Genomic DNA, 21,442 nt, shown 5'->3' with positions numbered 1-21,442 from the left:
CAGGAAAGCGGTCCCCGCGGTGTTACGGGTGAGCGTCGTGGGTCCGTGGACTTTTCTCCACTGAAAAGAATACGGGGACAACCTCCGGGAAACGAGGCGGGGGTGTACCAGAAGAAATCTGTGGACAACGCACCGTGACCCCGGAATCGGGAACGGGGGGTGTGGCGTGCCCCTCCGCTCTTTCCTCCCGCCCCTATCGTGACCGGTGACACCGAATTGCCGTGTCGTTCACGGCGTATTCACGGTCTCGACCAGCGTTTCGGGGACCGTTGTGGCGGTTCGGCGGTCCCCGTTCCGCCCGGGTCCCCGTGCCGGCGGGACGGGACGCCTCGCGTACACGACCAGGAGGACACGTGACCGAAACCGCCCCCCGCCGATCACTGCCGATCGTCGGCCCCCACGGCGGGCGCTCCCGGGCGACCTGCCGGTTCCGCTGCGGTGACGCCTGCTACCACGAGGCCCCCAACACCAGCGACAACCCCTACTTCGGGGACGTCTACACCGAACTGCTGTCCCGCCGCGGAATGCTGCGCGCGGGCGCCGTCGGCGTGGGCGTCTCCGCCCTGGCGGTGGGCGGCGCCGCCCCCGCACTCGCCGGACCCGGGCACGGCCACGGCAACGGCGGCCACCGCGGGAACTCCCGACTGGAGTTCACCCCGGTCCAGCCCAACACCGACGACCAGGTCACCGTGCCCCCCGGCTACCGGCAGCGCGTCGTCGTGCGCTGGGGCGACCCGGTCGTCCCCGGCGCCCCCGAGTTCGACTTCGCCAACCAGACCGCCGAGGCGCAGGAGAAGCAGTTCGGATACAACTGCGACTACGTCAGCTTCTTCCCCATCGACGCGCGGCGCGCCCTGCTCTGGGTGAACCACGAGTACACCAACGAGAACCTGATGTTCGCCGGCTACACCGACGGCTCCGCCGCCGACCCGGAGCAGATCCGGATCGCCATGGCCGCGCACGGCGGATCCGTCGTGGAGATCGAACGGGTCGGCAACACCGGGGAGTGGCGCCTGGTCACCCGGGGACGGCGCTCCTACAACCGCCGCATCACCGCGACCACCCCGATGAAGCTCACCGGTCCCGCGGCCGGGCACGCACTGCTGCGCACCGAAGCCGACCCCTCGGGCACCCGGGTGCTGGGCATGCTCAACAACTGCGGCGGCGGCACCACCCCCTGGGGGACCGTGCTGACCGCCGAGGAGAACTTCAACCAGTACTTCGTGGGCGGCGAGGGCGCCCCCGAGGAGGCCAAGTCCGCGCTGCGGCGCTACGGCATCGCCACCTCCGGGGACACCCGCCGGGGCAACCGCCGGTTCGACCGGGTCGACGAGCGCTTCGACCTGTCCAAACACCCCAACGAGGCCAACCGGTTCGGCTACATCGTCGAGATCGACCCGTTCGACCCCCACGACCAGCCCCGCAAACGCACCATGCTCGGCCGGTTCAAACACGAGGCCGCCACCGTCCGGCTCACCAAGGACAAGCGGGCCGCCGTCTACATGGGCGACGACGAGCGCTTCGACTACATCTACAAGTTCGTCAGCGACAAGAAGTACCGTCCCGGTTCCCGCCGCCACAACGACGGCCTGCTCGACTCGGGCACCCTGTACGTCGCCCGGCTCACCGGCAACAGCCCCGCCGAGCAGATCGACGGCTCGGGCAGGCTGCCCGAGGACGGCGAGTTCGACGGGACCGGCGAGTGGATCCCGCTGTGCGACGCCAAGCGCAGCTACGTCGACGGCTTCACCGTCGAGGAGGTGCTCGTCCACACCCGGCTCGCGGCCGACCGGGCCGGCGCCACCAAGATGGACCGCCCCGAGGACATCGAGGCCAGCCCCGCCACCGGCAAGGTGTACTGCGCCCTCACCAACAACTCCGCCCGCGAGCCCGGCCAGGCCGACGAGGCCAACCCGCGCGCCGCCAACCGGTACGGCCACGTCCTGGAGATCACCGAGCACCGCAACGACTCCGGGGCCACCACCTTCACCTGGACCGTGGTGCTGGTCTGCGGCGACCCCGAGGACCCCGGCACCTACTACGCCGGATACGACAAGACCAGGGTCGCCGCGATCTCCTCGCCCGACAACGTGACCTTTGACAAGACCGGCAACCTGTGGATCTCCACCGACGGCCAGCCCGGCACCCTGGGCGTCAACGACGCCCTGCACGTGATGCCGGTCGAGGGGCGCCACCGCGGCGAACTCAAGACCTTCGCCACCGTCCCGGTCGGCGCCGAGTGCTGCGGCCCCTTCATCACCCCCGACGACAGGACCGTCTTCATCGCCCCTCAGCACCCGGGGGAGGACGGCACCGTGGACAACCCCACCAGCACCTGGCCCGACGGGGACTTCCCCCGCCCCTCGGTGGTCGCCATCTGGCACGCCGGGGGCAAGAAGGTGGGCTCGGCCTGAGCCGTGCCCCCGGCCCGCGCCCCGGTCCCCCCGCCGACGGCGCGGGCCCGCCCCGCTCCGGCCAACACCGGGTCCCGGACGGCTCCCGAACGGTTCAAGCGGCGGCGGGTCGCCCGCCGGACACAGCGGAACGTGGCAGGATCGCTCCCATGGTGCACAGAGGCGAGGTACCCCGGATCGACGTTCCCTCCGCCGGCGTCCACCTCGCGGACCCGGAACGCTACGACGGCCGCATGCCGTACCGCAGGACCGGACGCAGCGGGCTCGACCTGCCCGCGGTCTCGCTCGGCCTGTGGCACAACTTCGGCGACGACCGGCCCCTGGAGACCCAGCGCGCCATCCTGCGCCGCGCCTTCGACCTGGGCGTGACCCACTTCGACCTGGCCAACAACTACGGGCCGCCCCCCGGGGCCGCCGAACTCAACTTCGGCCGCATCCTGCGGGAGGACTTCCGCCCCTACCGCGACGAGCTGGTGATCTCCACCAAGGCCGGATGGGACATGTGGCCCGGCCCCTACGGCAACGGCGGCTCCCGCAAGTACCTGCTGGCCAGCCTGGACCAGTCGCTGGCGCGCATGGGCCTGGACCACGTCGACATCTTCTACAGCCACCGCCACGACCCCTCCACCCCGCTGGAGGAGACCATGTCGGCACTGGACACCGCGGTACGCTCCGGCAAGGCGCTGTACGCGGGCATCTCCTCCTACTCCCCGCAGCGCACCGCCGAGGCCGCGGCGATCCTGCGGCAGATGGGCACCCCGCTGCTCATCCACCAGCCCTCCTACTCCATGGTCAACCGGTGGATCGAGGAGGAGGGCCTGCTCGACACGCTGGAGACCGAGGGCGTCGGCTGCATCGTCTTCTCCCCGCTGGCCCAGGGCATGCTCACCGACAAGTACCTCGACGGCGTTCCCGCGGACTCCCGCGCCGCCGCGGGCAAGTCGCTCTCCCCTGACTGGCTCACCGAGGACAACCTCGCCCGCATCCGCGCCCTCAACGGGATCGCCGCGCGCCGCGGACAGAGCCTCGCCCAGATGGCGATCTCCTGGACCCTGCGCGACCCCAGGGTGACCTCGGCCCTCATCGGCGCCAGCAGCGTCCGGCAACTGGAGGACAGCCTCGCGGCGGTACGCTCCCCGGAGTTCACCGACACCGAACTCGCCGAGATCGACGAGTACGCCTCCGACATCGGCATCGACATCTGGCGGGTGTCCAGACAGGCCTGACCGCCGCCCCTCCGGCCGCCCCCGCCGGAGACTCCCGGGAAGGAGACCGCCATGCCCAGGCCGGGCCAGTCCGGCCCGCCGCAGGCCGACCCGCGCCTGCCCGGCCGCTGGTCGGCGCTGCTGCGCGCGGCGCCGCACCACCCCCGCGTCCTCACCGGGACCGCCCTGCTGGTCCTGCTGGCGCTGCTGGCCTGGCTCGGACCGCTGGCCGCCCCGTGGGGCTTCACCGAACGCGACCACACCAGCTTCCTGGCACCGCCCTCGCCCCGCCACTGGTTCGGCACCGACGGCACCGGCCGGGACCTGTACGTCATCACCCTGGTGGGGCTGCGCAAGTCGCTGGTCATCGGACTGCTCGTCGCGGTGCTCACCACCGCGGTCGCCGCCGCCGTGGGCGCGGTCGCCGGATACTTCCCCGGCCTGCCCGACCGGGTGCTGACCTGGATCACCGACCTGGCCCTGGTGGTACCGCCCCTCCTCGTCCTGACCGTGCTGTTCCCGGTCGCCGAGAAAGGCGGCTGGCCCGCCCTCGTGCTGCTGCTGGCCGCGTTCGGCTGGATGGTCACCGCCCGGATGGTGAGGGGAGCGGCCCGCACGCTGCGCCGGCACGAGTACGTCCGCGCCGCCCGCTACCTGGGGGCCTCCCCCACCGCGATCATCGTCCGCCACCTCCTGCCGAACCTGTCCGGGCTGCTCGTCGCGGACGTCACCGTCAACGTGAGCGCCGCGATCATCGCCGAGACCGGCCTGTCCTACGTCGGCCTGGGCGTGCAGCCCCCCGACGTCTCCCTGGGCACCCTCATCGCGCACGGCACCCGGTACGCGACCACCCACCCGTGGATGTTCGGATTCTGCACCGGCCTGCTCGTCCTCCTCGTGCTGGCCGTCAACCTCCTCGGCGAGGGCCTCCAGGACGCCCTCGCCCGCGACACCCCCGCCCGCCGCGCCTAGCCGCGCCGCCCCGACGGAACCGCCCGGCCGCGCGGCGGCGCCCTAGGATGCACACCGTGACCGGAACCGAGACCCACCCCGAGCCGGTGTCTCCCCCCGAAACGACCGGGCCGCACCCGCCGGACGAGCCCGTGCTGCGCGTCGACGACCTCCACGTCACCTTCCCCGGAACCGGCCGCGGCGGCGACGTCCGGGCGGTACGCGGCCTCAGCTACCAGGTGCGCCGCGGCGAGATCCTGGCCATCGTCGGGGAGTCCGGAGCGGGCAAGTCGGCGGCCGCCCTGGCCGTGCCGGGACTGCTGCCCGACCACGCCCGGGTGTCCGGTTCGATCCGGCTCAACGGGCGGGAACTGCTCGGCCTCGACGAACGGAGACTCGCCGAGGTGCGCGGCAGACACGTCTCCGTGGTCTTCCAGGACCCGCTGGCGGCCCTCACCCCGGTCCGCACCGTCGGCTCCCAGCTGGCCGAGGCCGTCCGCCTGCACCAGCCCCGGACCACCCGCCGACAGGCCAGGGAACGCGCCGTCGAACTCCTGCGCCGCGTCGGCATCCCCGACGCGGACCGCCGCGCCGACGCCTACCCCCACGAACTCTCCGGAGGCATGCGCCAGCGCGTCATGATCGCCCTGGCCACGGCCAACAATCCCGACGTCATCCTCTGCGACGAGCCCACCACCGCCCTGGACGCCACCGTCCAGGCCCAGATCCTCGACCTGCTCGCCGCCGTCCGCCGCGAGACCGGCGCCGCGATCGTCGTGATCACCCACGACCTCGGCGTGGTCGCCGAGATCGCCGACCGGGTGCTGGTCATGTACGCCGGACGCCCCGTGGAGACGGGAACCGTGCCCCAGGTGTACCGCCGCCCCCGCATGCCCTACACCATGGGACTGCTGGCGGCGCTCCCCCGCGCGGACACCGCCGCCCCCGCGCTCCCGGCGCCCATCGGGGGGACCCCGCCGGACCCCGCCGCGCCGTCCCCCGGCTGCCCGTTCGCGCCGCGCTGCCCCATCGTGCTCCCGCACTGCCGCACCGAACCCCCCGCGCTGCTGCCGGTGGACCAGCCCTCCGCCACCGGCCACCGTGCGGCCTGCCACCGCGCCGACGACATCGCCGCCCACCACTGGGGGGCGGCCGACCTCTACCCGAGCCCCGCCCTCCCCGGAAACGCCGCGCCCACCCCCCGGGACCGGCGGCCCGTCGTGCTCGACGTCGACGACCTCGCCAAACACCACCCGCTGTACCGGGGCGCGCTCCTCAGACGCCGGGCGGGCGCCGTGCGAGCGGTCGACGGCATCAGCTTCGACCTGCGCGAACACGAGACGCTGGCGCTGGTGGGGGAGTCCGGTGCGGGCAAGTCCACCGTCCTCACCGAGATCCTCGAACTGACCCGGCCCGAACGCGGCCGGATCACGGTCCTGGGCCACGACACCGGTGCGCTCACCCCCGAGGAGCGCTTCGCCCTCCGCCGCGACCTCCAGGTGGTCCTCCAGGACTCCTCCTCGGCCCTGGACCCGCGCATGACAGTTGCCGAGATCGTCGCCGAACCGCTGCGCGTGCACCGCCACCCCCGCCGGCACCTCCCGCACCGGGTGCGGGAGGTCCTGGCCCTGGTCGGACTGGACGACTCCCACGCGCGGCGCCGCCCGGCCCAACTGTCCGGAGGGGAACGCCAGCGCGTCGGCATCGCCCGCGCCATCGCCCTGCGGCCCCGGCTGCTGCTGCTGGACGAACCGGTGTCGGCGCTGGACGTGTCCGTGCGCGCCGGCATCCTCGCCCTGCTCGCGGACCTGCGGGCCCGGCTCGGCCTGTCCTGCCTGCTCGTCGCGCACGACCTGGCGACGGTCCGGCACGTCGCGGACCGGACCGCCGTCATGCACCTGGGCACCATCGTGGAGATCGGCGACACCGGGCCGGTCTTCACCGACCCGCGCCACCCCTACACCCGGGCGCTGCTGTCCGCGGTGCCCGTCCCCGATCCGGAGGCGGCCCGCCGGGACCGGACCGTGCTGGCCGGGGAACCGCCCGACCCGGCCGACCCCCCGTCGGGATGCCGCTTCCGGACCCGCTGCCCCAGGTTCCCCACCCTGGCCGAGACCGACCGGCACACGTGCGTGACCCGGACGCCGCGACTGCGGCCGCTCGGCGACACCGACCACCGGGTGGCCTGCCACCACGCCTGAGCGGCACCGCGCCCCCGCCCGTGGCGGGGCGGGCGCCGCCGCTCAGGGACGCAGCGCACGCCCCAGCAGCCAGCCGGCGACCGCACCGGCCAGGGACAGCGCGGCCGGCGCCAGGAACAGGCCCCAGTCGGGCGAGGGCCGCGACGCCACGAGGACGGAGTCGACGAGGAGCGCCGCCACCGGCGCGCCCAGGGACGCCACGGCGTCGCGGACCCCGCGGTCACGGTGCGGGCCGCGGTGCACCAGGGCGGCCAGGGCCGCGGCGACGAGAGCGCAGACGAAACCGGAGGAGCCGTACCACAGCACGACCCCGTCGAAGGAGGACAACTGCTCGGCGGAGGCGGCCCGCAGGATCACCCCCGCTCCCGCGGTGTTGCAGACGAACCACGCCACCAGGCCGACCAGCCAGCAGACCACCAGGTTCACGTCGCCTCCTCAGGCGCAGGTCTCGTAGGGGACGTACGGGCGGGTGCCGTTCACGGGAGCACCCAGGTACTCGGCGTCGACCACCGTCAGCGACTCGTCCCCCCAGGTGCCGCCCAGTCCCAGGCTCACCCCGAGTTTGATGTTGCCGCTCAGCTCGTGGATGCTGCTGTCGTCGTCGTAGCGCACCCGCGAGGTGCGCCCCTCCTCGAACAGCCACCGCTCGAACGGGTCCGGATCGTCCCCCAGCTCGATGGGGGCCAGCGAGTCCCAGGTCAGCGGAAGCACCTGGTCGTCGACGACCCAGCCCATCCACTCCTCGACCATGGCGCGCTCCTCGGCGGTCTCCACCGCCAACTCGGTGGTGGTCACCGTGACCCCCGAGCTGTCCGCGGCGAGCTGGACCAGTTCCACCCCGGTGATCCGCCCCTCGGCGTCGCGGGTGACGGTCATCGTGCCGGTGCGTTCCCCGCTGGGCTTCCAGTCGTCGACGACCCAGTCCGCGCCGATGCTCGCCGTGCCGCCGAGCGAGTACGTCGTGGACACGCTCCCGTCGCGGGAGTCCACGGACTCGGTGAGCGCCGCCGTCACCCCGACCGCGCCCTGCACCTGCAGTTTGGGGCTGAGCGACCAGCCCCGGACGCCTCCGCTGTCCTTGTCGCCGTTCCGCTTGCGTTCGTTGCCGATATTGAACCCGGCGTGGCCGTCGACGCCCAGCTCGGCCTCCACCCCGGTCCGGACGATGTCCGGGTCGGGGATGTCGGGCCCCCAGATCAGGTCGACCCCCCAGCCGATGATCGGACTGACGCTCTTGGTGATGTCGATCCGCTGCCGGGTGCGCAGGTCGTCCATGAGCTGCTCGGCCTCCTCCGGACTGTCGAAGACCCAGGTGCTGCCGTTGGGCACGCTCAGGCCGCCGCCGACGCTGATCTCCGCGCCGAGCTGGAACGCCCTGGTGATGTTGAGGCTGGCGCCCGCTCCCAGGGAGGCTTCCAGTTTGGCCGTGTCCACGAGGGTCACGCGGGTCTCGCCGTCGGAGAACGACTCGGTGATGAACGAGAACTCCTCACCGAAGGTGACGACGACCTCGACCTGGTAGCCCGACACGTCCGTCATACGGGTCTGCAGGCAGCGCTCGGGCTCGTAGTCGGCGTCGGCGACCTCGGTGGACGCTTCGCAGTCGTCGAGCTGCAGGGCCAGGCAGACGGCGCGGGCGAGGCCGTCCGCCACGGGGCGGGGCAGCGCCACCATGACGACGGCCGCCGCGATCGCGCAGACGAGCAGCAGGACGGCGGCGTACTCGATGAGGCTGCCGCCGCGGTCGCTTCGGGGCCAACACATGCCGGGGACTGTAGGGATCGCCCCCTGCGGGCGGATAGCAGCCCAGGCCCCAATTCCGGGTGGGTCCGCGGGCCCAGCGGAGACGGCGGTCAGCGGAAGACGGAGGCGACCTCGGCAGCCAGTTCCAGGTAGGCCAGGTGGGTGGCGGGACGCAGCCGGGCCAGGTCGACCGGCCCGCCCTCGGCCAGGTGCGGGTCCTCGGGGATGGGCAGCACCCGGCGGCAGCGGTCGGAGAAGTGGCGTGCCAGCAGGTCGGAGTCGGTGGTCCGGCCCACCCGGGAGAGGACCACCACACAGGAGCGGGCGAGCGCCGCGTGCCCGTTGACCTCCAGCCAGTCCAGGAGGGCGGAGGCGCCGCGCATCCCGTCCACGGAGGGCGGGCAGACCACCACGGCCTGGTCGGCCGACTCCAGGATCGCCCCCATCGCCGGGTGCAGCACGCCGCTCCCGCAGTCGGTGACGCAGACCGAGTAGAAGCGTTCCACGATTCCGGCGACGTGGCGGTAGTCGCCGTCGCTGAGGACCCGGCGCGCGTCGGGGTCGGCGCCCGAGGAGAGGAACTCCAGGCGGGACGGCGCCTGGCCGGTGTAGGCGCGCACGTCCGAGTACCGCTTCAGGGTCTCCCGGCGGGCCACCAGGTCGCGGGCGCCGAGGCGGGGGCGCAGCCGGGTGGCCAGCCGTTCGGTGAGGGTGCCCCCGTGCGGGGCGGCGTCCACCGCGATCACCCGGTCGCCGCGCTCCTCGGCCAGCACCGATCCGAGACCGACCGCGGTGGTGGTCCTGCCGGCGCCGTTCCGCGCGCCGAGCACGGCGATCCGGTGGTGGCCGCCGACCACGGGGTCGCACACCAGGGCGCGCAGCTCGCGGCGGCGCCGCTCCCCCCGGGACTCGCCCGGGTTGATCAGGCCGCGGCTGGCCGTGAAGACCGCGCGCCGCCACCCCTCGCTCGGGGGGCGTCGGGCGGGGCGCAGCAGCGACTCGGAGGTCAGGTCCGCGGCGGTCCCCGGGCGCGGCGGGTCCAGTGGGGGCCGGTGGGCGTCGGGATACCGGCTGTCGTCGGCCGGTCCCGGTCGGGGAGAGGAAGCTGGAGGCACGGTGCAGCGCTTTCTGCCACCGCGGCCCGCGGCCGCGAACCTAGGGGAACGCGCCCGCATTTTACGCACTCCGACCGCCGAATCACAGATCCGTGTCGGCCCAAAGACGCTGGGCCCCCGGACCCAGCGGAGACCGGGCCCGCCCCGTCGCGTCGTCGGTGCCGCGGGCCCGGAAGGTCCGCTGCCGGCACGTCCGGGGGCTGCTCGGCCTGCCCCGGGACTGCCGCTCCGGGTACTGCGGAGGGGCGGGACGGCGGGCTAGTCGTCTTCCGCCCAGGGCAGCGGCCCGCTGCCGAACTCGTAGCAGGGCGCCTCGTACATGGTGACCGGTTCGGGGTAGGAGACGCCGCCGTCGTCGCTCTCGGAGCAGCGCCACGGATAGTAGGCTCCGCTGTCCGCGTCGAACCGGTGGAAGAATTTCACGTACCTCTCGGCCCACTCGGGGTTGTCGTCCCCCAGGTAGCCCACGATCTCCACGGAACCGTCGCCGTCCAGGTCCGCCGTCTCCACGCCGCGCTGGCCCGCCGTCAGGGGACCGCTGAGGCCGAACTGCCTGACGCTGTCCGGCAGGTCCGGTCGCAGCCAGGAGACCTGCTGCAGCCCCGCCACCCCGCTGTACCTGGTCAGCAGGAGGAACGTGCCGTCCTCCGCGACGGTCCAACTGTCGTCGAACTCGGCGGGAGGCAGGGGGACGAACCCGGTGGGGGGTTCGTTCAGGTTGCTGGCCAGCAGCTCGTCGTCCGCGTCGAGCAGGAAGACCCGGGTGGTCCGGGTCGCGCCGGTCACCGGGTGCGCGTCGAGTTCGGCCTCGGCGACCAGCGCGCGCACCGGGGTGTCCTGGTAGGTCAGTCCGGGAACGGTGTGGACGTCGGCGGAGCAGCCGGTGCAGCCGAGGTCCCGGACGAGCCGCGCCTCGGCGGACAGCGGGGCTGCGGACGGTTCCGGGGCGGCGGAGCCGTCGGGGGCACAGCCCGCCCCGGCAGCGAACAGGACCGCGGCGGCGACGGCGCGGGTGCGGAAGGAGGACATCGGCATCCCTGACGGTGCGGGTGGAGCTTCCACAGTGGGCGCGGGCCCACCGCACGGGTCGAACGGTTCACGCGGCGTATCCGGCGACCGGGCGGGGGAGGACGGGCGGCCGTCGGTCACTCCGCGGCCTGGGGGACCCGTGCGGCACCCACCCACCGGGACTCCCAGTAGGGGTTGCCGAGCACCTGCGTGACGTTCACCGGGCTCCCGGCGTGCACCATCTTGCCGTCGCCGATGTACATGCCGACGTGGGTCGGGGGCGGACCGGGGATGGTCTGGAAGAAGATCAGGTCACCCGGCTGCAACTGGTCCCTGCTCACCGGGGGCAGGGCACCCTGCTGCTGCCACGTGGTCCGGGGGATCTGCACGCCCGCGGCCCGCCAGGCCCCCTGGACGAGCCCGGAGCAGTCGTAGCCGTGCGGACCGGTGCCGCCCCACACGTACGGCAGGCCCTGTTTGGACAGCGCCCACTCGATGGCGACCCGGGCGTTGCCCTCGCCGATGACCTCCCCGCCGTAGTAGCCGACGGGGAAGGTGAAGACGTACTCCTCGGGTTCCTCCGGCCGCTGGACCTCCGTCCAGGTCTCGCCCCCGCACTCGGGGCCCTCCACCAGGCACACCATCTCGCGGACGCTGTCGTGGAACGTCTCCCCGATCGGGGACTGGGCGACGGCGAGGATGATTCCGGCCGCCACGAGGGTCACGGCCCCGACCTCCACGAAGGAGGAGCCGCGGTCGTCCGCGGACGCGGGGCGGAACTGGGGGGAACGCGATCTCGCCACCGGGAACTCCTTGGCCGGGGAGGTCAGCTGACAGGAACGTCCTTCACGGGAAGAAAGCCGGGGATCTCGACGGTGACCGTCTCGACATCCGGGGGAAGTTGGTACGAAGCCCAGTAGGTGGTTTGGGATCCGGGTTCGACGATGAAGTCGAATACATTCGGGCTATGGTCTACTCCGGCGCAGACGCAGTCCAGGTCTGAGTCAAGGTAGGGATGGAATCGGAGTCCGGTGTCTTTGTCGACGAGTACCAGACCGCTTCCGGCTGTTGCCCCATAATTGTAGGTTCTGTTTCGGAGTTCTCCCAGGTTTATGGTTTTGGAGCTTTCGTTATTGAGAGTCCAGACGAGTTGGGCGTAGTTCCCAGCTACGCTGCGTCTCAACTCCCTGATTTCGATGACCGCGCCGTTCCAACTGCTATTGCTTGCTTGGCTGGAGCCCAGTGACGAACTCTCCAGAGCGGGGGAGTCATCCTCGTCGGCATGTGAAACAGATCCGGTCAACAGTGCCAGAACAGCGGGGATCGCCAGGGTGCCGACTGCGACGCGAGAAAGAATTCGGTTCAGCATGCAGGTCCCTACTTGGCGAAAGTGACGGTGACGCGGCGGTTCTTCTTGCGGCCCTCTTCGGTGTCGTTGTTGCCTACCGGGTTGCTGGAACCGTGACCGGCGGTCTCGAATTCGATTCCGTCCCTGGTGGTGAGTTCCTCAAGCGCCTCGCGGACGGACTCCGCCCTCGCCTCGGAGAGGGGGATGTTGATGGAGTCGTTCCCAGTGTTGTCGGTGTAGCCGTCGATCCGCACCGTGGTCGCGGAGGAGGCGTCGATCTCCTCGGCTACGTCCTTCAGCACACTCTCGGCTTCGGGGGTGAGTTCGGACTCGTTCAACTCGAAGAGGACGTCAGAGGAGAGCATCACCTGGGTCGTGTCGCCGGACTCCAGACGGGAGGTCCCGCTTTCGGGATCGTCCTGGAAAGCTCCGATGTCTAGGATCCGGGGCTCGGCGACGGCGACAGCGGTGATCTCTTCCCTGTCCTCGGTGACCTGGGTGATGGGGACGTCGAGGAAGTCGGGGGTCACCGGAGTGGTGACGGTCATCGTGTCGACCTCGGGAGGCGGGGCGGGGAAGGTGACCCAGGTCCGGATGACCTCTCCCGGATCCAGCGACTCGTTCCCCCGCCATGAGGAGCAGTGGCAGGACGTCCCGTCCGCGAGTTTGAGGGGCATGTAACGCTTCTGGTTGGCCGTGTCGATCAGAGACACCCCGTCGGGTGTGCTCGCCTGCCCATCAACTTCGGCGAGACTGTGCATGACGAAGGCTTTCTCGTTTCCCTCGTTGGTCACGGTCATTGCCAACACAGCCATATCGTCGTTGAGGCGCTCCAGAGCGATGAGGTCGAATCGCAGGTGTTTTTCAGTGCTGGCGTGGTAGGCGGCTGTGGCGATGGGCTGACTCTCCCCGCTAGAAGTACCGGCCCCGTTCCCACCGGTTTCCTCGGAGGAAGAGGAAGAAGAAGGATCGGAGGTTCCCGGAGCGGAGACGCAGGCGGCGAGCAGGACCGCGCTCAACGCTGCCGGAAGAAGGAGTCTGGCTGCACGGGAAAGACCAGAAGCGAAAAGTGGTTGATCCACGGTGCAGTCTTCCAATCGGGTACAAAGCTTTGCCAGCTTAGCCAACGGAGGTGACGAGAGAGTATACGAGGTGGGAAGAACCCCTGGAGAGGGGAGACCGGAACAGAAAACCGAAGGGCGTTCAGGGAGAAGGGGTGGGGGTGATTTCCTCCTCTTCTGCCGGATCGGCCACGCCGAAGGGCTTGTAGAGATACCGTCCCTCCCGCGGTACCAGGCGGATGTCGATGAGTTGTCGGGCGTGCTGCTCGCTCCGGATCACCTGGCCGTCGCAGGAGACGCCGACGATCCGGTACTCGGCGCCGAAGACGTAGGAGCAGTCGGGCATGACCATCTCGGCGATGGCCGCGGCGTTGCCGAGCCGGACGAAGCCCTCCCCGTCGTCCGCGTTGGCGCAGACGGTGTCGGACCAGCCGCGGCTGCGGTCCTCCAGCAGCTCCTTGCGGCAGTTCGCGCCGCGGACTTCCACCCGGACGAAGTTGCCGAGCTGCCCCATGCTGTTGTCGCTGGCCCGGATGTCCTCCAGGATGGCCCCGTTCTTCTGGGCGTACCTCTCCGCCTGGGTGCGGCCGCGCGCGGGATCGTAGAGCCGGTAGTACGGGATCCGGTGGCTGGCCAGCATCTCGGCCGCGTTGTCGCGGGCGACCGCGACCGCGGCCAGCGCGGCGGCCTCCGCCGCGGTCTGGGAGCGGCTGCGCAACTGGTTGGCGTCACCCAGCCGGATGAAGAGGAGAGTCAACGCCAGCAGGGACAGCGTCAAGCCGACGAGCAGGAACAGGTTGGCCTGTCCGCGCTCGTCAGCCGGAAACGGTCGGAGACAGAACCTCATGAAGACCAGGGCCAGAGACCGCGTCCGCCAGTGCCGGTACCGTCACCACCGCCTTCGAGGATCTGTGTGATCGTGGCAACCAGGCTGTTTGCAATCTGGTTGCCCAGGTCGCTGGCGAACACGGCTGCGGCGATCGCGGCCACCAGCACGATGACGGCCGCGTACTCCACGAAACCGCCGCCCCGGTCGTCGCGGTGGCGCAGCCGGTCGGCGAGGGATGCCCGGGCCTTGGTGTAGAGGAAGAGGAACGGGGTCGGCATCGGAACTCCTGGGGGTGCTTTCTCCGGTTTCCCGTGGACGATTCACCAAGCTAGAGAACAGTGAACCGGAATCCTAGGGCCTGCGGGCCCAAATGTACGGACCCAGGAAGACCCCGAGCGGATTCACCCGGGTGAGGGCTCCGCGTGGCCGTTCCAGCGGGCTATCGCCGCCGCCCGGGTGGCCACACCGAGTTTCCGAAAAATACGGTTGATGTGGTTTTTCACGGTCTTCTCGGACAGGAAGAGCTCCGCGGCGATCTCGGCGTTGGACAGGCCCCGCGCCATCGCCGCGAGCACCTCGGCCTCCCGGTCGGTCAGCCCCAGGGCCGCGGGGTCGACCGGAGCGGGGGTGCGCGGAGCGGAGCGGAGGGAGGAGACCAGGGCGGCCGCGGCGACCGGGGAGAGCGGGCTGCCGGTTCCGCGCACCACCTCGCGCAGCGCGCGGTCCAGTTCGTCCAGGGTGAAGTGGCCGTGCACCAGGTAGCCGGAGGCGCCGCGGCGCAGCGCCGTCTGCACGACCTCGGGGTCCTCGGTGTGGGTGAGCATCACCACCCTGGTGAACTCGGCGAGTTCCTCCACCACGCTCACCCCGTCGCGCACCGGCATGCGGACGTCGAGCAGCACGACGTCGGGACGCAGTTCCCGGGCCTTCACCACGGCCTCGGCGCCGTCGCCCGCCTCGCCGACCACCCGGATGTCGTCGGCGGTCTCCAGCAGGGCGACCAGGCCCGCGCGGACGACGATGTTGTCGTCGACCGCGAGAACGGTGATCGGGGACATGGCGGGACCTCCTTGACCGGGGATCACGGGGATCGTTCGCTGGTGTCGGACGGCGCCGCCAGCGGGACGCGCAGGGTCAGCGCGGTCCCCCTGCCCGGGGCCGTGTCGAGGGCCAGGCGGCCCCCGGCGCGGACCGCGCGCTCCCGCATGCCCACCAGGCCGTAGTGGCCGGGAACGGGCGCCTCGGGGTCGAACCCCCGGCCGTCGTCGCGGACGGTCAGCACCAGGTACCCGTCCTCCGCGGCCAGCTCCACGTCGACGGTCCGGGCGGCGGCGTGCCGGTCGACGTTGGCGAGGGCCTCGCGCAGCACGGCGAGGGTCTCGTGGCGGGCGGTCACCAGCAGCGGCAGCGGGGACCCGCAGGAGCGCAGCCGGGTGCGCACCCCGGTCCGGGCGGACCACTCGCGCAGCACCGCGGCCACCCGGTCCGCGACGGGGGTGTCGGGGGCCTCCTCGCGCAGGTCGGTGATGAGTTCGCGGGCCTCCCGTGCGGCGGTCTCGGCGGCGTCCGCCACCTGGGCCGCGGTGGCGGCCGCGCGCTCCGGGTCCTTGCGCAGCCAGACCGGCAGGGCCTGGGCCGCCAGGGCCGCGCCCCGCAGGGTCTTGGCCACCGAGTCGTGCATGTCCCGGGCCAGCCGGGCGCGCTCCTCCGCGGCCGCGGCCGCGCGTTCGGCGGCGCGCCGCCGCTCCTGCTCCAGGGCCAGCTCCTCGAACAGGCCGCGCAGCCGCAGCCCGATGTACCCGGCGGTCGGGTAGAGCAGCGGCTGGATGACGACGACCTGCACGTTGACCCAGAGCGTCGCGTCCGGGGCGGACAGCTCCCCCAGGTACGCGAGCAGGGCCAGCAGGTAGCCGAGGACCTGGAGCGCGGAGGCGGCCGCCACGCCCCTGAGCCGGTACAGCACCCCGGCGGTGACGCTGGTGAGCACCGTGGCGAGGAAGAAGGCCCCGGAGGGGCCGGCCACCGCCAGGATCGCCGAGGCGACCAGGGCGTCGGCGGCGACCAGCGGTGGACGGCGCACCACGTGGGCGGAGAGCCGCTCCCAGTGGCGGGACAGCAGCCAGGAGAGCACCGCGTAGCTGACCAGCATGACGACGACGCCCGCGGAGATCCGCTCCGGGGGGAGCAGCAGCAGGGCGACGCCGGTGAGCAGGAACCGCAGCTGGACGAGCAGCCGGGTCAGCCCGGTCAGCCGCTCCAGCGGGGCCTCCTCCCGTCCGGTCACGGTGTCCACGGGATCACCCGAGGATGGCCGAGAGGTCGATGTCGGAGCCGAGGAAGATGCCGCCGCCGATGATCAGCAGCAAGCCGGGCAGCATGGTGGCCGCGGTCACCCCGGTGACCCGGGGGTTGAGCTGCTGCGCCTTGCGCCGCAGGAACTGGGCGTCCTCCCGGCGCATGTCGGTGCTGATCGCGTGCAGGGTCTGGGTGAGCGGGGCGCCCAGGTCCTCGGACTGCTGCAGGGCCGTGATGAACCGGCCCAGGGCCTCGTTGGAGTTGCGGTCCCGCAGCGCGTTGAACGCGTCCCGCCTGCTGGTGCCCAGTTCCATCTGGCGCAGCGCCAGCTGGAACTCCGCGGCCAGCACTCCCGGCATGGAGTCGGCCACCCGGGCCAGCGCCTGGCGGAAGGCGAGCCCGGAGCTCACCGTGACCGCGAGGACGTCCAGGAAGTCGGGCAGCTGCTTCTGGACCTCCTCCTGGCGGTTGCGTCTCTCGGACAGCAGCGACAGTTCGGTGAGCGCGCAGAAGCAGCACACCACCACGGCGAGCATCGGCGAGCCGTTCAGGAACAGCAGGAGCGCCAGGCCGCCGTAGAGCAGCACCTCCCCGGCCTTGCGCTGCGCGTAGCGCCGCACGGTGAGTCCGTCGGGGCGGCCGGCCGCGTCGATGAGGAGCTGGATCCGGGCCTGCCGTTCGTCTCCCAGCCACTCCAGGACGGTCGGGGCGAACGGCCGTCCGATCAGTTCGGTGACGCGGTGCAGGAAGAAGGTCTCGTTGGTCTTCCGTTTCGGCGCCTCGACGACGAAGTCGCCCGCGACCTCGCTTCTGCGTGTCAGCAGGTGGAAGCCCCACACGAACAGGGCCACGCAGAGCGCGCCGGACAGGCCCACCAGCAGGGCCGTCAGGGGGTTCAGCACGATGGACATGGGTTCGGGCTCCGTGCGTCGGTCGGGGGGTGGGCGGGCTCAGAAGTCGATGCGGGCCATGCGGCGGATCACCACGAACCCGACGGTGAAGAGGGCCAGGGCGGTGCCCAGGACGGTGAGGCCGGCGAAGCTCCTGGTCATCGCGGCCACGGTGCCGGGCATGATCACGTTGAGCAGGAACAGCGATCCCACGCCCATGGCCAGCAGCGTCCACGCCGTGTTGGTGGTCTCGCTCAGGATCGTGCGGACCTCGCGCCGGGTCTCCTTGCGGTTCTCCAGGGTGTCGGAGATGGTGCGCAGCGCCGTGACCAGCGCGCCGCCGGAGCGGGCCGACACCAGCAGGGTGGAGACCAGCACGCCGATCTCCCGGGAGGGCATGCGTTCCCTCAAGTCGTTGACGGCGCTCTCGAAGGACTGGCCGACCTTGATCGACTCGGCGACGTGCCGCAGTTCCGCCCCGGCCGGGTCGGGGAGTTCGTCGGCGGCCATGTCGATCGCGGTGGGCAGGGACAGGCCCGCCTGGGTGGCGTTGGACAGCACCCGGGCGAGTTCGGGCAGCTGCGCGGTGAACGCCTCCCGGCGCTTCTCCTCCTGCCGGTTCAGGTAGGCGAGGAACAGGTAGCCCACCAGGGCGGCGGCGAGCAGGCCCAGCACCGGGGCGAGGACCTGCCAGACGACGGCGACCGCGGCCACGGCGCTGGCCGCCACCAGCAGCACGAAGGAGGAGACCTTCATCCGGACGCCCGAGCGGGCCAGGCGCAGTTGGACCTGGTGGCCGAGCCGTGTCCGCCGCAGCCGCACGTCCAGGCGGGCCAGCGGGGTGTTGGCCCGCCGCTCCACCTCGGCCAGCACGCTGCGTGCGGCCAGCATGCGGCGTTGCGCCACACCGTCCAGGAAGACGACCACGCCCCACACCGCGACGGTCAGCGTGGCGATCGTGGCGAGCAGGATGACCAGGGTGTAGTTCACAGCGCGCCTCCGGGGAAGGGGAAGCCGTTGGCGGAGGGGGGAACGGGGCGGACGCCGAACGCCGCCGGGATCGTCTCGCCGGCGGCGTGGAGGCGTTGGGCGATGTGCCGCGGCAGCGGGAAACGGTGGAATTCTCCGGTGACCCGGCGGTTCGCCTCGTAGCGGTCCGCCCGGAAGCTCAGCAGCGGCTCCAGGCGGAACTCCTCCCGCCGGGTGGAGGCCACCACCGCCAGCTCCGCGACCCGCCGCGAGCCGTCCGGGTAGCGGGACAGGTGCACGATGACGTCGATCGCCGCGTTGACCTGGTCCCGCAGCGCCTCGAAGGGGATCTTGACCTCGCTCATGGAGGCCAGGGTCAGCAGGCGGTGCACGGCGTCGTCGGCGGAGTTGGCGTGCACGGTGGCCAGCGAGCCGTCGTGGCCGGTGTTCATCGCCTGCAGCATGTCGAGGGTCTCGGCGCCGCGGACCTCGCCGACGATGATGCGGTCGGGCCGCATGCGCAGCGAGTTGCGGACCAGGTCGCGGATGGTGATGGCGCCCTCGCCCTCGATGTTGGGCGGGCGGGCCTCCAGCCGCAGCACGTGCTCCTGCTGCAGTTGCAGTTCGGCGGAGTCCTCGATGGTGATGATGCGTTCGTGGGAGGGCACGAACGCCGACAGCGCGTTGAGGAAGGTGGTCTTTCCGGTGCCGGTGCCCCCGGAGACGATCACGTTGAACCGGGCGCGGATCATCGAGGCCAGCAGGATGCCGGTCGCCTCGTCGAGGCTGCCCTTGGCGATGAGCTGCTCGATGGTGAACGGTTTGGGGAACCGCCGGATCGTGATGATCGGCCCGGACAGGGAGAGCGGCGGGATGATCACGTTGACGCGCTCCCCGGTGGGCAGGCGCGCGTCCACCATCGGGCTGGACTCGTCGACGCGGCGGTTCACCGTGGAGACGATGCGGTCGATGGTCTGGTAGAGCTGCTCCTCGCTGGCGAACGTGGTCTCGATGCGCTCCACCCGGCCGTTGCGTTCGATGAAGATGTCGTCGGGGCCGTTGACCATGATCTCGGTGATGGTCTCGTCCGCCAGCAGCGGTTCGAGCACGCCCAGGCCCAGCGCCTCGTCCACCACCCGGCGGATCATGTTGGCGCGTTCCCGGTCGGAGAGCACGGGGCCTTCGCGGGACAACAGGTGGCCGACGACCTTCTCCAGGCGGATGCGGCGCTGTTCGAGGCTGAGCACGGCCAGGTCGTCGAGGTTGATCTCGGAGAGCAGGCGCTGCCGCCAGTGGGCGACGCTGCTGCGGTCGGAGTGCTGGGCGGCGAGGCGGTCCTCGTTGAGCCGGTCCTTGAGTGCCATGAGTCCTACCTGCTGGGAGACGGGGGAGGGGGCGTCAGACGGCCATGTCGACGCGGCGGACCACGGTGTAGTCGAGCCCCCCGATCGGGAAGACCACGGGGACGCTGAACTCCACCTCGGCGTAGACGCCGCGGTCGGCGGTGTGGCCGGTGCGGATCTCGGCGTCGTCCAGCCAGCCGGGCAGCGCCTGCCGTGCCGCCGCGGCCCCGTCGAGCGGGCCGGAGCGTTCGGCGGTCCGGGCGCCGATGCGGGCCGCGTTCTCGGCCTGTTCGACGGCGACGAACGAGACGAACACCTCGAACGCGATCGTCACCATGAGCAGGAACAGCGGCAGGTAGGCGGCGAACTCCACGATCTGGGAGCCGCGGTCGCCGCGGCGGGCGGGACGGAAGCGGGGGGACGGGCGCACCTGGTCACCTCTCGGGCAGGATCATGGAGCGGCTGCTGATGCCCCAGGGACTGTCCAGGCCGGGCAGGACCATCGGCATCGCGATGGTGACCTCGACGTACTCCCGGCCGTCCACCGTGATCCGCTCCAGGTGGAAGGTTCCCTCCTCGTCCCAGGGGGAGCGCACCCGCCGGGCGGCCTCCTCCAGGATCAGGTCGGGGTCGTCGGGGGTGAGGGCCGCCTGCCGGGCGCCTTCGTTGGCGGCGTGCGAGGCGTACATCCCGGTCAGTCCGACGAGCACGACCTGCCAGGTGAGCAGGAGCGCCAGGCCGAGGAGCGGCACGAGCGCGGCGAACTCCACGACCGAGGCGCCCGTGTCGTCGCGGCCCCGCGGTCGGCGGCTGCGGGCGAGGACCGTCTCGGCCTCGGTGCCGGTGGGGGAGGCGGGTGGCGGCGGGTCGGGATCCGCGGCGGAGTCGAGCAGGCCCAGCTCGCCGGAGATCCTCCCGAACGCCTTGAGCAGGTTCTCGTCGGTGAGCCTGGAGGGGTTGCCGGTGTTGGACGCCTCCTCCAGGGCCCGGTAGGCGGCGGGGACGACGGTGCGCAGCATCTGGGCGCCCAGCAGTTTGCGGGCGAACTCGGGTTGGATCTCGTTCCTGCGGCTGTGCCGGACCAGCAGCGACGTGACGTTCTTGGCCTCGCGGATCTGGAGGCGCTCCCACATCGCCATGAGCCGCTGGGCGGCGCGCAGCGCCGGGAGGTCGGGGGTGACGAGGACCAGGGCGGTGTCGGACAGTTCCACGGCCACGGCGGTCGCGTCGTCGACGGAGGAGCCGCAGTCCACGATCACCGCGTCGTAGCGTGACCGCAGCGCTCCCAGGATCTGCCGGGCCGCGCGCGCGGTGACGTCCTCGCCGTTCTCGCCGTGCACGGGGGCCAGCAGGATGTGGGGGCCGTCGGGGTGCACGTAGAGGGTGTCGGCGAGCATCGCGGCGCTGATGTCGTCGGCGGCCTCGACCAGGTCGACGATGCTGCGGCGGTGTTTGAGGTCGCAGTAGCCCGGGATGTCGCCGGACTGCAGGTCGAGGTCGACGAGGCAGACCACCTGGCCGCTCCGGGCCGCTATCCGGGCCAGGTGGATCGCCGTGGTGGTGGTGCCCACCCCGCCCTTGGCGCCGGTCAGGGTGATGATCCGGCCGCGGCGTCCCGTCATGGGCAGGTCCAGGGACGCGGCTTCCAGGTGGCGGCGCAGGGTCCGGGACCATTCGGCCGCGCTGGAGACGCGCGCGCCGAGTTCCTCGATCGTGGCGTCGCTCTGCAGCAGGCCGCGTGCGCCCGCCTCCACCGCGTTGGTGAAGACGTCGGGGGACGTCTCGTCGGAGATGAGGATGACGGCGAGCTGGGGGCGGTTGCGGGAGATGTCGCGGATGAGGTCGAGCACCGGGAGGGGGCCGAGGTCCTCGTGGATCAGCACCACGTCGAGGCCGGGCAGCCGGGGCAGCGCGTCGGTGATCTCGTGCGAGGAGCGGTGCACGCTCACGACCTCGGTTTCGGCGATCTCCGCGAACCGGGCGACGAGGGCGTTCTCCAGTTCGTCGGTGGGGACACCGATCATGACCTGGTAGGCGTTCATCCGTTCTCACCTCCGGGGGCGGGCGGCG

The 21,442-nt window shown here is 71.7% G+C and carries 20 protein-coding genes; 4 read left to right on the top strand and 16 right to left on the bottom strand.

Going from position 1 to position 21,442, the window contains the following annotated elements:
- The first annotated feature begins 353 nt into the window (after window positions 1–353).
- The 4 genes from FOF52_RS11620 (at window position 354) to FOF52_RS11605 (ending at window position 6,771) form a co-directional block, all read left to right on the top strand.
- Window positions 354–2,414, top strand: coding sequence for a PhoX family protein (locus FOF52_RS11620; protein WP_248589985.1), 2,061 nt, complete (start codon window positions 354–356; stop codon window positions 2,412–2,414).
- 149 nt (window positions 2,415–2,563) lie between these two features.
- Window positions 2,564–3,640, top strand: a complete 1,077-nt coding sequence (mgrA, locus tag FOF52_RS11615; protein WP_248589984.1) for an L-glyceraldehyde 3-phosphate reductase — start codon at window positions 2,564–2,566, stop codon at window positions 3,638–3,640.
- A 51-nt stretch (window positions 3,641–3,691) separates the two neighbouring features.
- Window positions 3,692–4,591 carry an ABC transporter permease gene (locus FOF52_RS11610; protein ID WP_248589983.1) on the top strand — a complete coding sequence of 300 codons (900 nt, stop codon included), beginning with the start codon at window positions 3,692–3,694 and terminating at the stop codon, window positions 4,589–4,591.
- 47 nt (window positions 4,592–4,638) lie between these two features.
- Window positions 4,639–6,771, top strand: coding sequence for a dipeptide ABC transporter ATP-binding protein (locus FOF52_RS11605; RefSeq protein ID WP_425265485.1), 2,133 nt, complete (start codon window positions 4,639–4,641; stop codon window positions 6,769–6,771).
- Window positions 6,772–6,813: 42 nt separating this feature from the next.
- Here FOF52_RS11605 and FOF52_RS11600 read toward each other — a convergent pair whose 3' ends face one another.
- From FOF52_RS11600 to FOF52_RS11525, 16 genes are all read right to left on the bottom strand, one after another.
- Window positions 6,814–7,197, bottom strand: coding sequence for a hypothetical protein (locus tag FOF52_RS11600; RefSeq protein ID WP_248589982.1), 384 nt, complete (start codon window positions 7,195–7,197; stop codon window positions 6,814–6,816).
- A gap of 9 nt (window positions 7,198–7,206) precedes the next feature.
- Complete coding sequence (locus FOF52_RS11595; protein ID WP_248589981.1) at window positions 7,207–8,535, bottom strand: hypothetical protein; 1,329 nt, start codon at window positions 8,533–8,535, stop codon at window positions 7,207–7,209.
- Between the two features lie 89 nt (window positions 8,536–8,624).
- Window positions 8,625–9,629 carry a MinD/ParA family ATP-binding protein gene (locus FOF52_RS11590; protein ID WP_248589980.1) on the bottom strand — a complete coding sequence of 335 codons (1,005 nt, stop codon included), beginning with the start codon at window positions 9,627–9,629 and terminating at the stop codon, window positions 8,625–8,627.
- 258 nt (window positions 9,630–9,887) lie between these two features.
- Complete coding sequence (locus tag FOF52_RS11585) at window positions 9,888–10,658, bottom strand: hypothetical protein (protein WP_248589979.1); 771 nt, start codon at window positions 10,656–10,658, stop codon at window positions 9,888–9,890.
- 116 nt (window positions 10,659–10,774) lie between these two features.
- The gene (locus tag FOF52_RS11580; protein WP_248589978.1) at window positions 10,775–11,440 is read right to left on the bottom strand and encodes a C40 family peptidase; all 666 of its coding nucleotides are present in this window, start codon (window positions 11,438–11,440) and stop codon (window positions 10,775–10,777) included.
- 23 nt (window positions 11,441–11,463) lie between these two features.
- On the bottom strand, window positions 11,464–12,006 hold the full coding sequence (locus tag FOF52_RS11575) for a hypothetical protein (RefSeq protein ID WP_248589977.1): 543 nt from the start codon (window positions 12,004–12,006) through the stop codon (window positions 11,464–11,466).
- Between the two features lie 8 nt (window positions 12,007–12,014).
- Window positions 12,015–13,004 (bottom strand): OmpA family protein, encoded by a 990-nt coding sequence (locus FOF52_RS11570; RefSeq protein WP_248589976.1) that lies wholly within the window; start codon window positions 13,002–13,004, stop codon window positions 12,015–12,017.
- A 184-nt stretch (window positions 13,005–13,188) separates the two neighbouring features.
- Entirely contained in the window at window positions 13,189–13,893 is a 705-nt protein-coding gene (locus FOF52_RS11565) for a pilus assembly protein TadG-related protein (protein ID WP_248589975.1), read from the bottom strand.
- Window positions 13,890–14,153 carry a hypothetical protein gene (locus tag FOF52_RS11560; RefSeq protein ID WP_248589974.1) on the bottom strand — a complete coding sequence of 88 codons (264 nt, stop codon included), beginning with the start codon at window positions 14,151–14,153 and terminating at the stop codon, window positions 13,890–13,892. The genes FOF52_RS11565 and FOF52_RS11560 overlap by 4 nt, the downstream gene beginning before the upstream one ends.
- A gap of 123 nt (window positions 14,154–14,276) precedes the next feature.
- Entirely contained in the window at window positions 14,277–14,933 is a 657-nt protein-coding gene (locus FOF52_RS11555; protein WP_248589973.1) for a response regulator, read from the bottom strand.
- Window positions 14,934–14,956: 23 nt separating this feature from the next.
- Complete coding sequence (locus tag FOF52_RS11550) at window positions 14,957–16,168, bottom strand: sensor histidine kinase (protein ID WP_248589972.1); 1,212 nt, start codon at window positions 16,166–16,168, stop codon at window positions 14,957–14,959.
- A 4-nt stretch (window positions 16,169–16,172) separates the two neighbouring features.
- Window positions 16,173–17,081 (bottom strand): type II secretion system F family protein, encoded by a 909-nt coding sequence (locus tag FOF52_RS11545; protein ID WP_248589971.1) that lies wholly within the window; start codon window positions 17,079–17,081, stop codon window positions 16,173–16,175.
- 39 nt (window positions 17,082–17,120) lie between these two features.
- Window positions 17,121–18,050: a type II secretion system F family protein gene (locus FOF52_RS11540; protein ID WP_248589970.1), complete on the bottom strand. Its 930-nt coding sequence runs from the start codon at window positions 18,048–18,050 to the stop codon at window positions 17,121–17,123.
- Window positions 18,047–19,393, bottom strand: coding sequence for a TadA family conjugal transfer-associated ATPase (locus FOF52_RS11535; RefSeq protein WP_248589969.1), 1,347 nt, complete (start codon window positions 19,391–19,393; stop codon window positions 18,047–18,049). Before FOF52_RS11535 ends, FOF52_RS11540 begins: the two co-directional genes overlap by 4 nt.
- A 34-nt stretch (window positions 19,394–19,427) precedes the next feature.
- Window positions 19,428–19,802, bottom strand: coding sequence for a TadE/TadG family type IV pilus assembly protein (locus FOF52_RS11530; protein ID WP_248589968.1), 375 nt, complete (start codon window positions 19,800–19,802; stop codon window positions 19,428–19,430).
- 4 nt (window positions 19,803–19,806) lie between these two features.
- On the bottom strand, window positions 19,807–21,414 hold the full coding sequence (locus FOF52_RS11525; RefSeq protein WP_248589967.1) for a CpaE/TadZ family protein: 1,608 nt from the start codon (window positions 21,412–21,414) through the stop codon (window positions 19,807–19,809).
- Window positions 21,415–21,442: the final 28 nt, after the last annotated feature.

Origin of the sequence: Thermobifida alba (assembly GCF_023208015.1) — a bacterium.
GTDB classification, from domain to species: domain Bacteria; phylum Actinomycetota; class Actinomycetes; order Streptosporangiales; family Streptosporangiaceae; genus Thermobifida; species Thermobifida alba.
The sequence above is the reverse complement of the archived record's forward strand: the minus strand, read 5'-3'. Positions and strand labels throughout refer to the sequence as shown.

Excerpts from the sequence above, each read along its gene's own strand:
- FOF52_RS11545 (WP_248589971.1), bottom strand. The coding sequence starts at position 17,081 with ATGTCCATCGTGCTGAACCCCCTGACGGCCCTGCTGGTGGGCCTGTCC.
- FOF52_RS11565 (WP_248589975.1), bottom strand. The coding sequence starts at position 13,893 with ATGAGGTTCTGTCTCCGACCGTTTCCGGCTGACGAGCGCGGACAGGCC.
- FOF52_RS11605 (WP_425265485.1), top strand. The coding sequence starts at position 4,639 with ATGCACACCGTGACCGGAACCGAGACCCACCCCGAGCCGGTGTCTCCC.
- FOF52_RS11595 (WP_248589981.1), bottom strand. The coding sequence starts at position 8,535 with ATGTGTTGGCCCCGAAGCGACCGCGGCGGCAGCCTCATCGAGTACGCC.
- FOF52_RS11585 (WP_248589979.1), bottom strand. The coding sequence starts at position 10,658 with ATGTCCTCCTTCCGCACCCGCGCCGTCGCCGCCGCGGTCCTGTTCGCT.
- FOF52_RS11575 (WP_248589977.1), bottom strand. The coding sequence starts at position 12,006 with ATGCTGAACCGAATTCTTTCTCGCGTCGCAGTCGGCACCCTGGCGATC.
- FOF52_RS11525 (WP_248589967.1), bottom strand. The coding sequence starts at position 21,414 with ATGAACGCCTACCAGGTCATGATCGGTGTCCCCACCGACGAACTGGAG.
- FOF52_RS11555 (WP_248589973.1), bottom strand. The coding sequence starts at position 14,933 with ATGTCCCCGATCACCGTTCTCGCGGTCGACGACAACATCGTCGTCCGC.
- FOF52_RS11560 (WP_248589974.1), bottom strand. The coding sequence starts at position 14,153 with ATGCCGACCCCGTTCCTCTTCCTCTACACCAAGGCCCGGGCATCCCTC.
- FOF52_RS11610 (WP_248589983.1), top strand. The coding sequence starts at position 3,692 with ATGCCCAGGCCGGGCCAGTCCGGCCCGCCGCAGGCCGACCCGCGCCTG.
- FOF52_RS11535 (WP_248589969.1), bottom strand. The coding sequence starts at position 19,393 with ATGGCACTCAAGGACCGGCTCAACGAGGACCGCCTCGCCGCCCAGCAC.
- mgrA (WP_248589984.1), top strand. The coding sequence starts at position 2,564 with ATGGTGCACAGAGGCGAGGTACCCCGGATCGACGTTCCCTCCGCCGGC.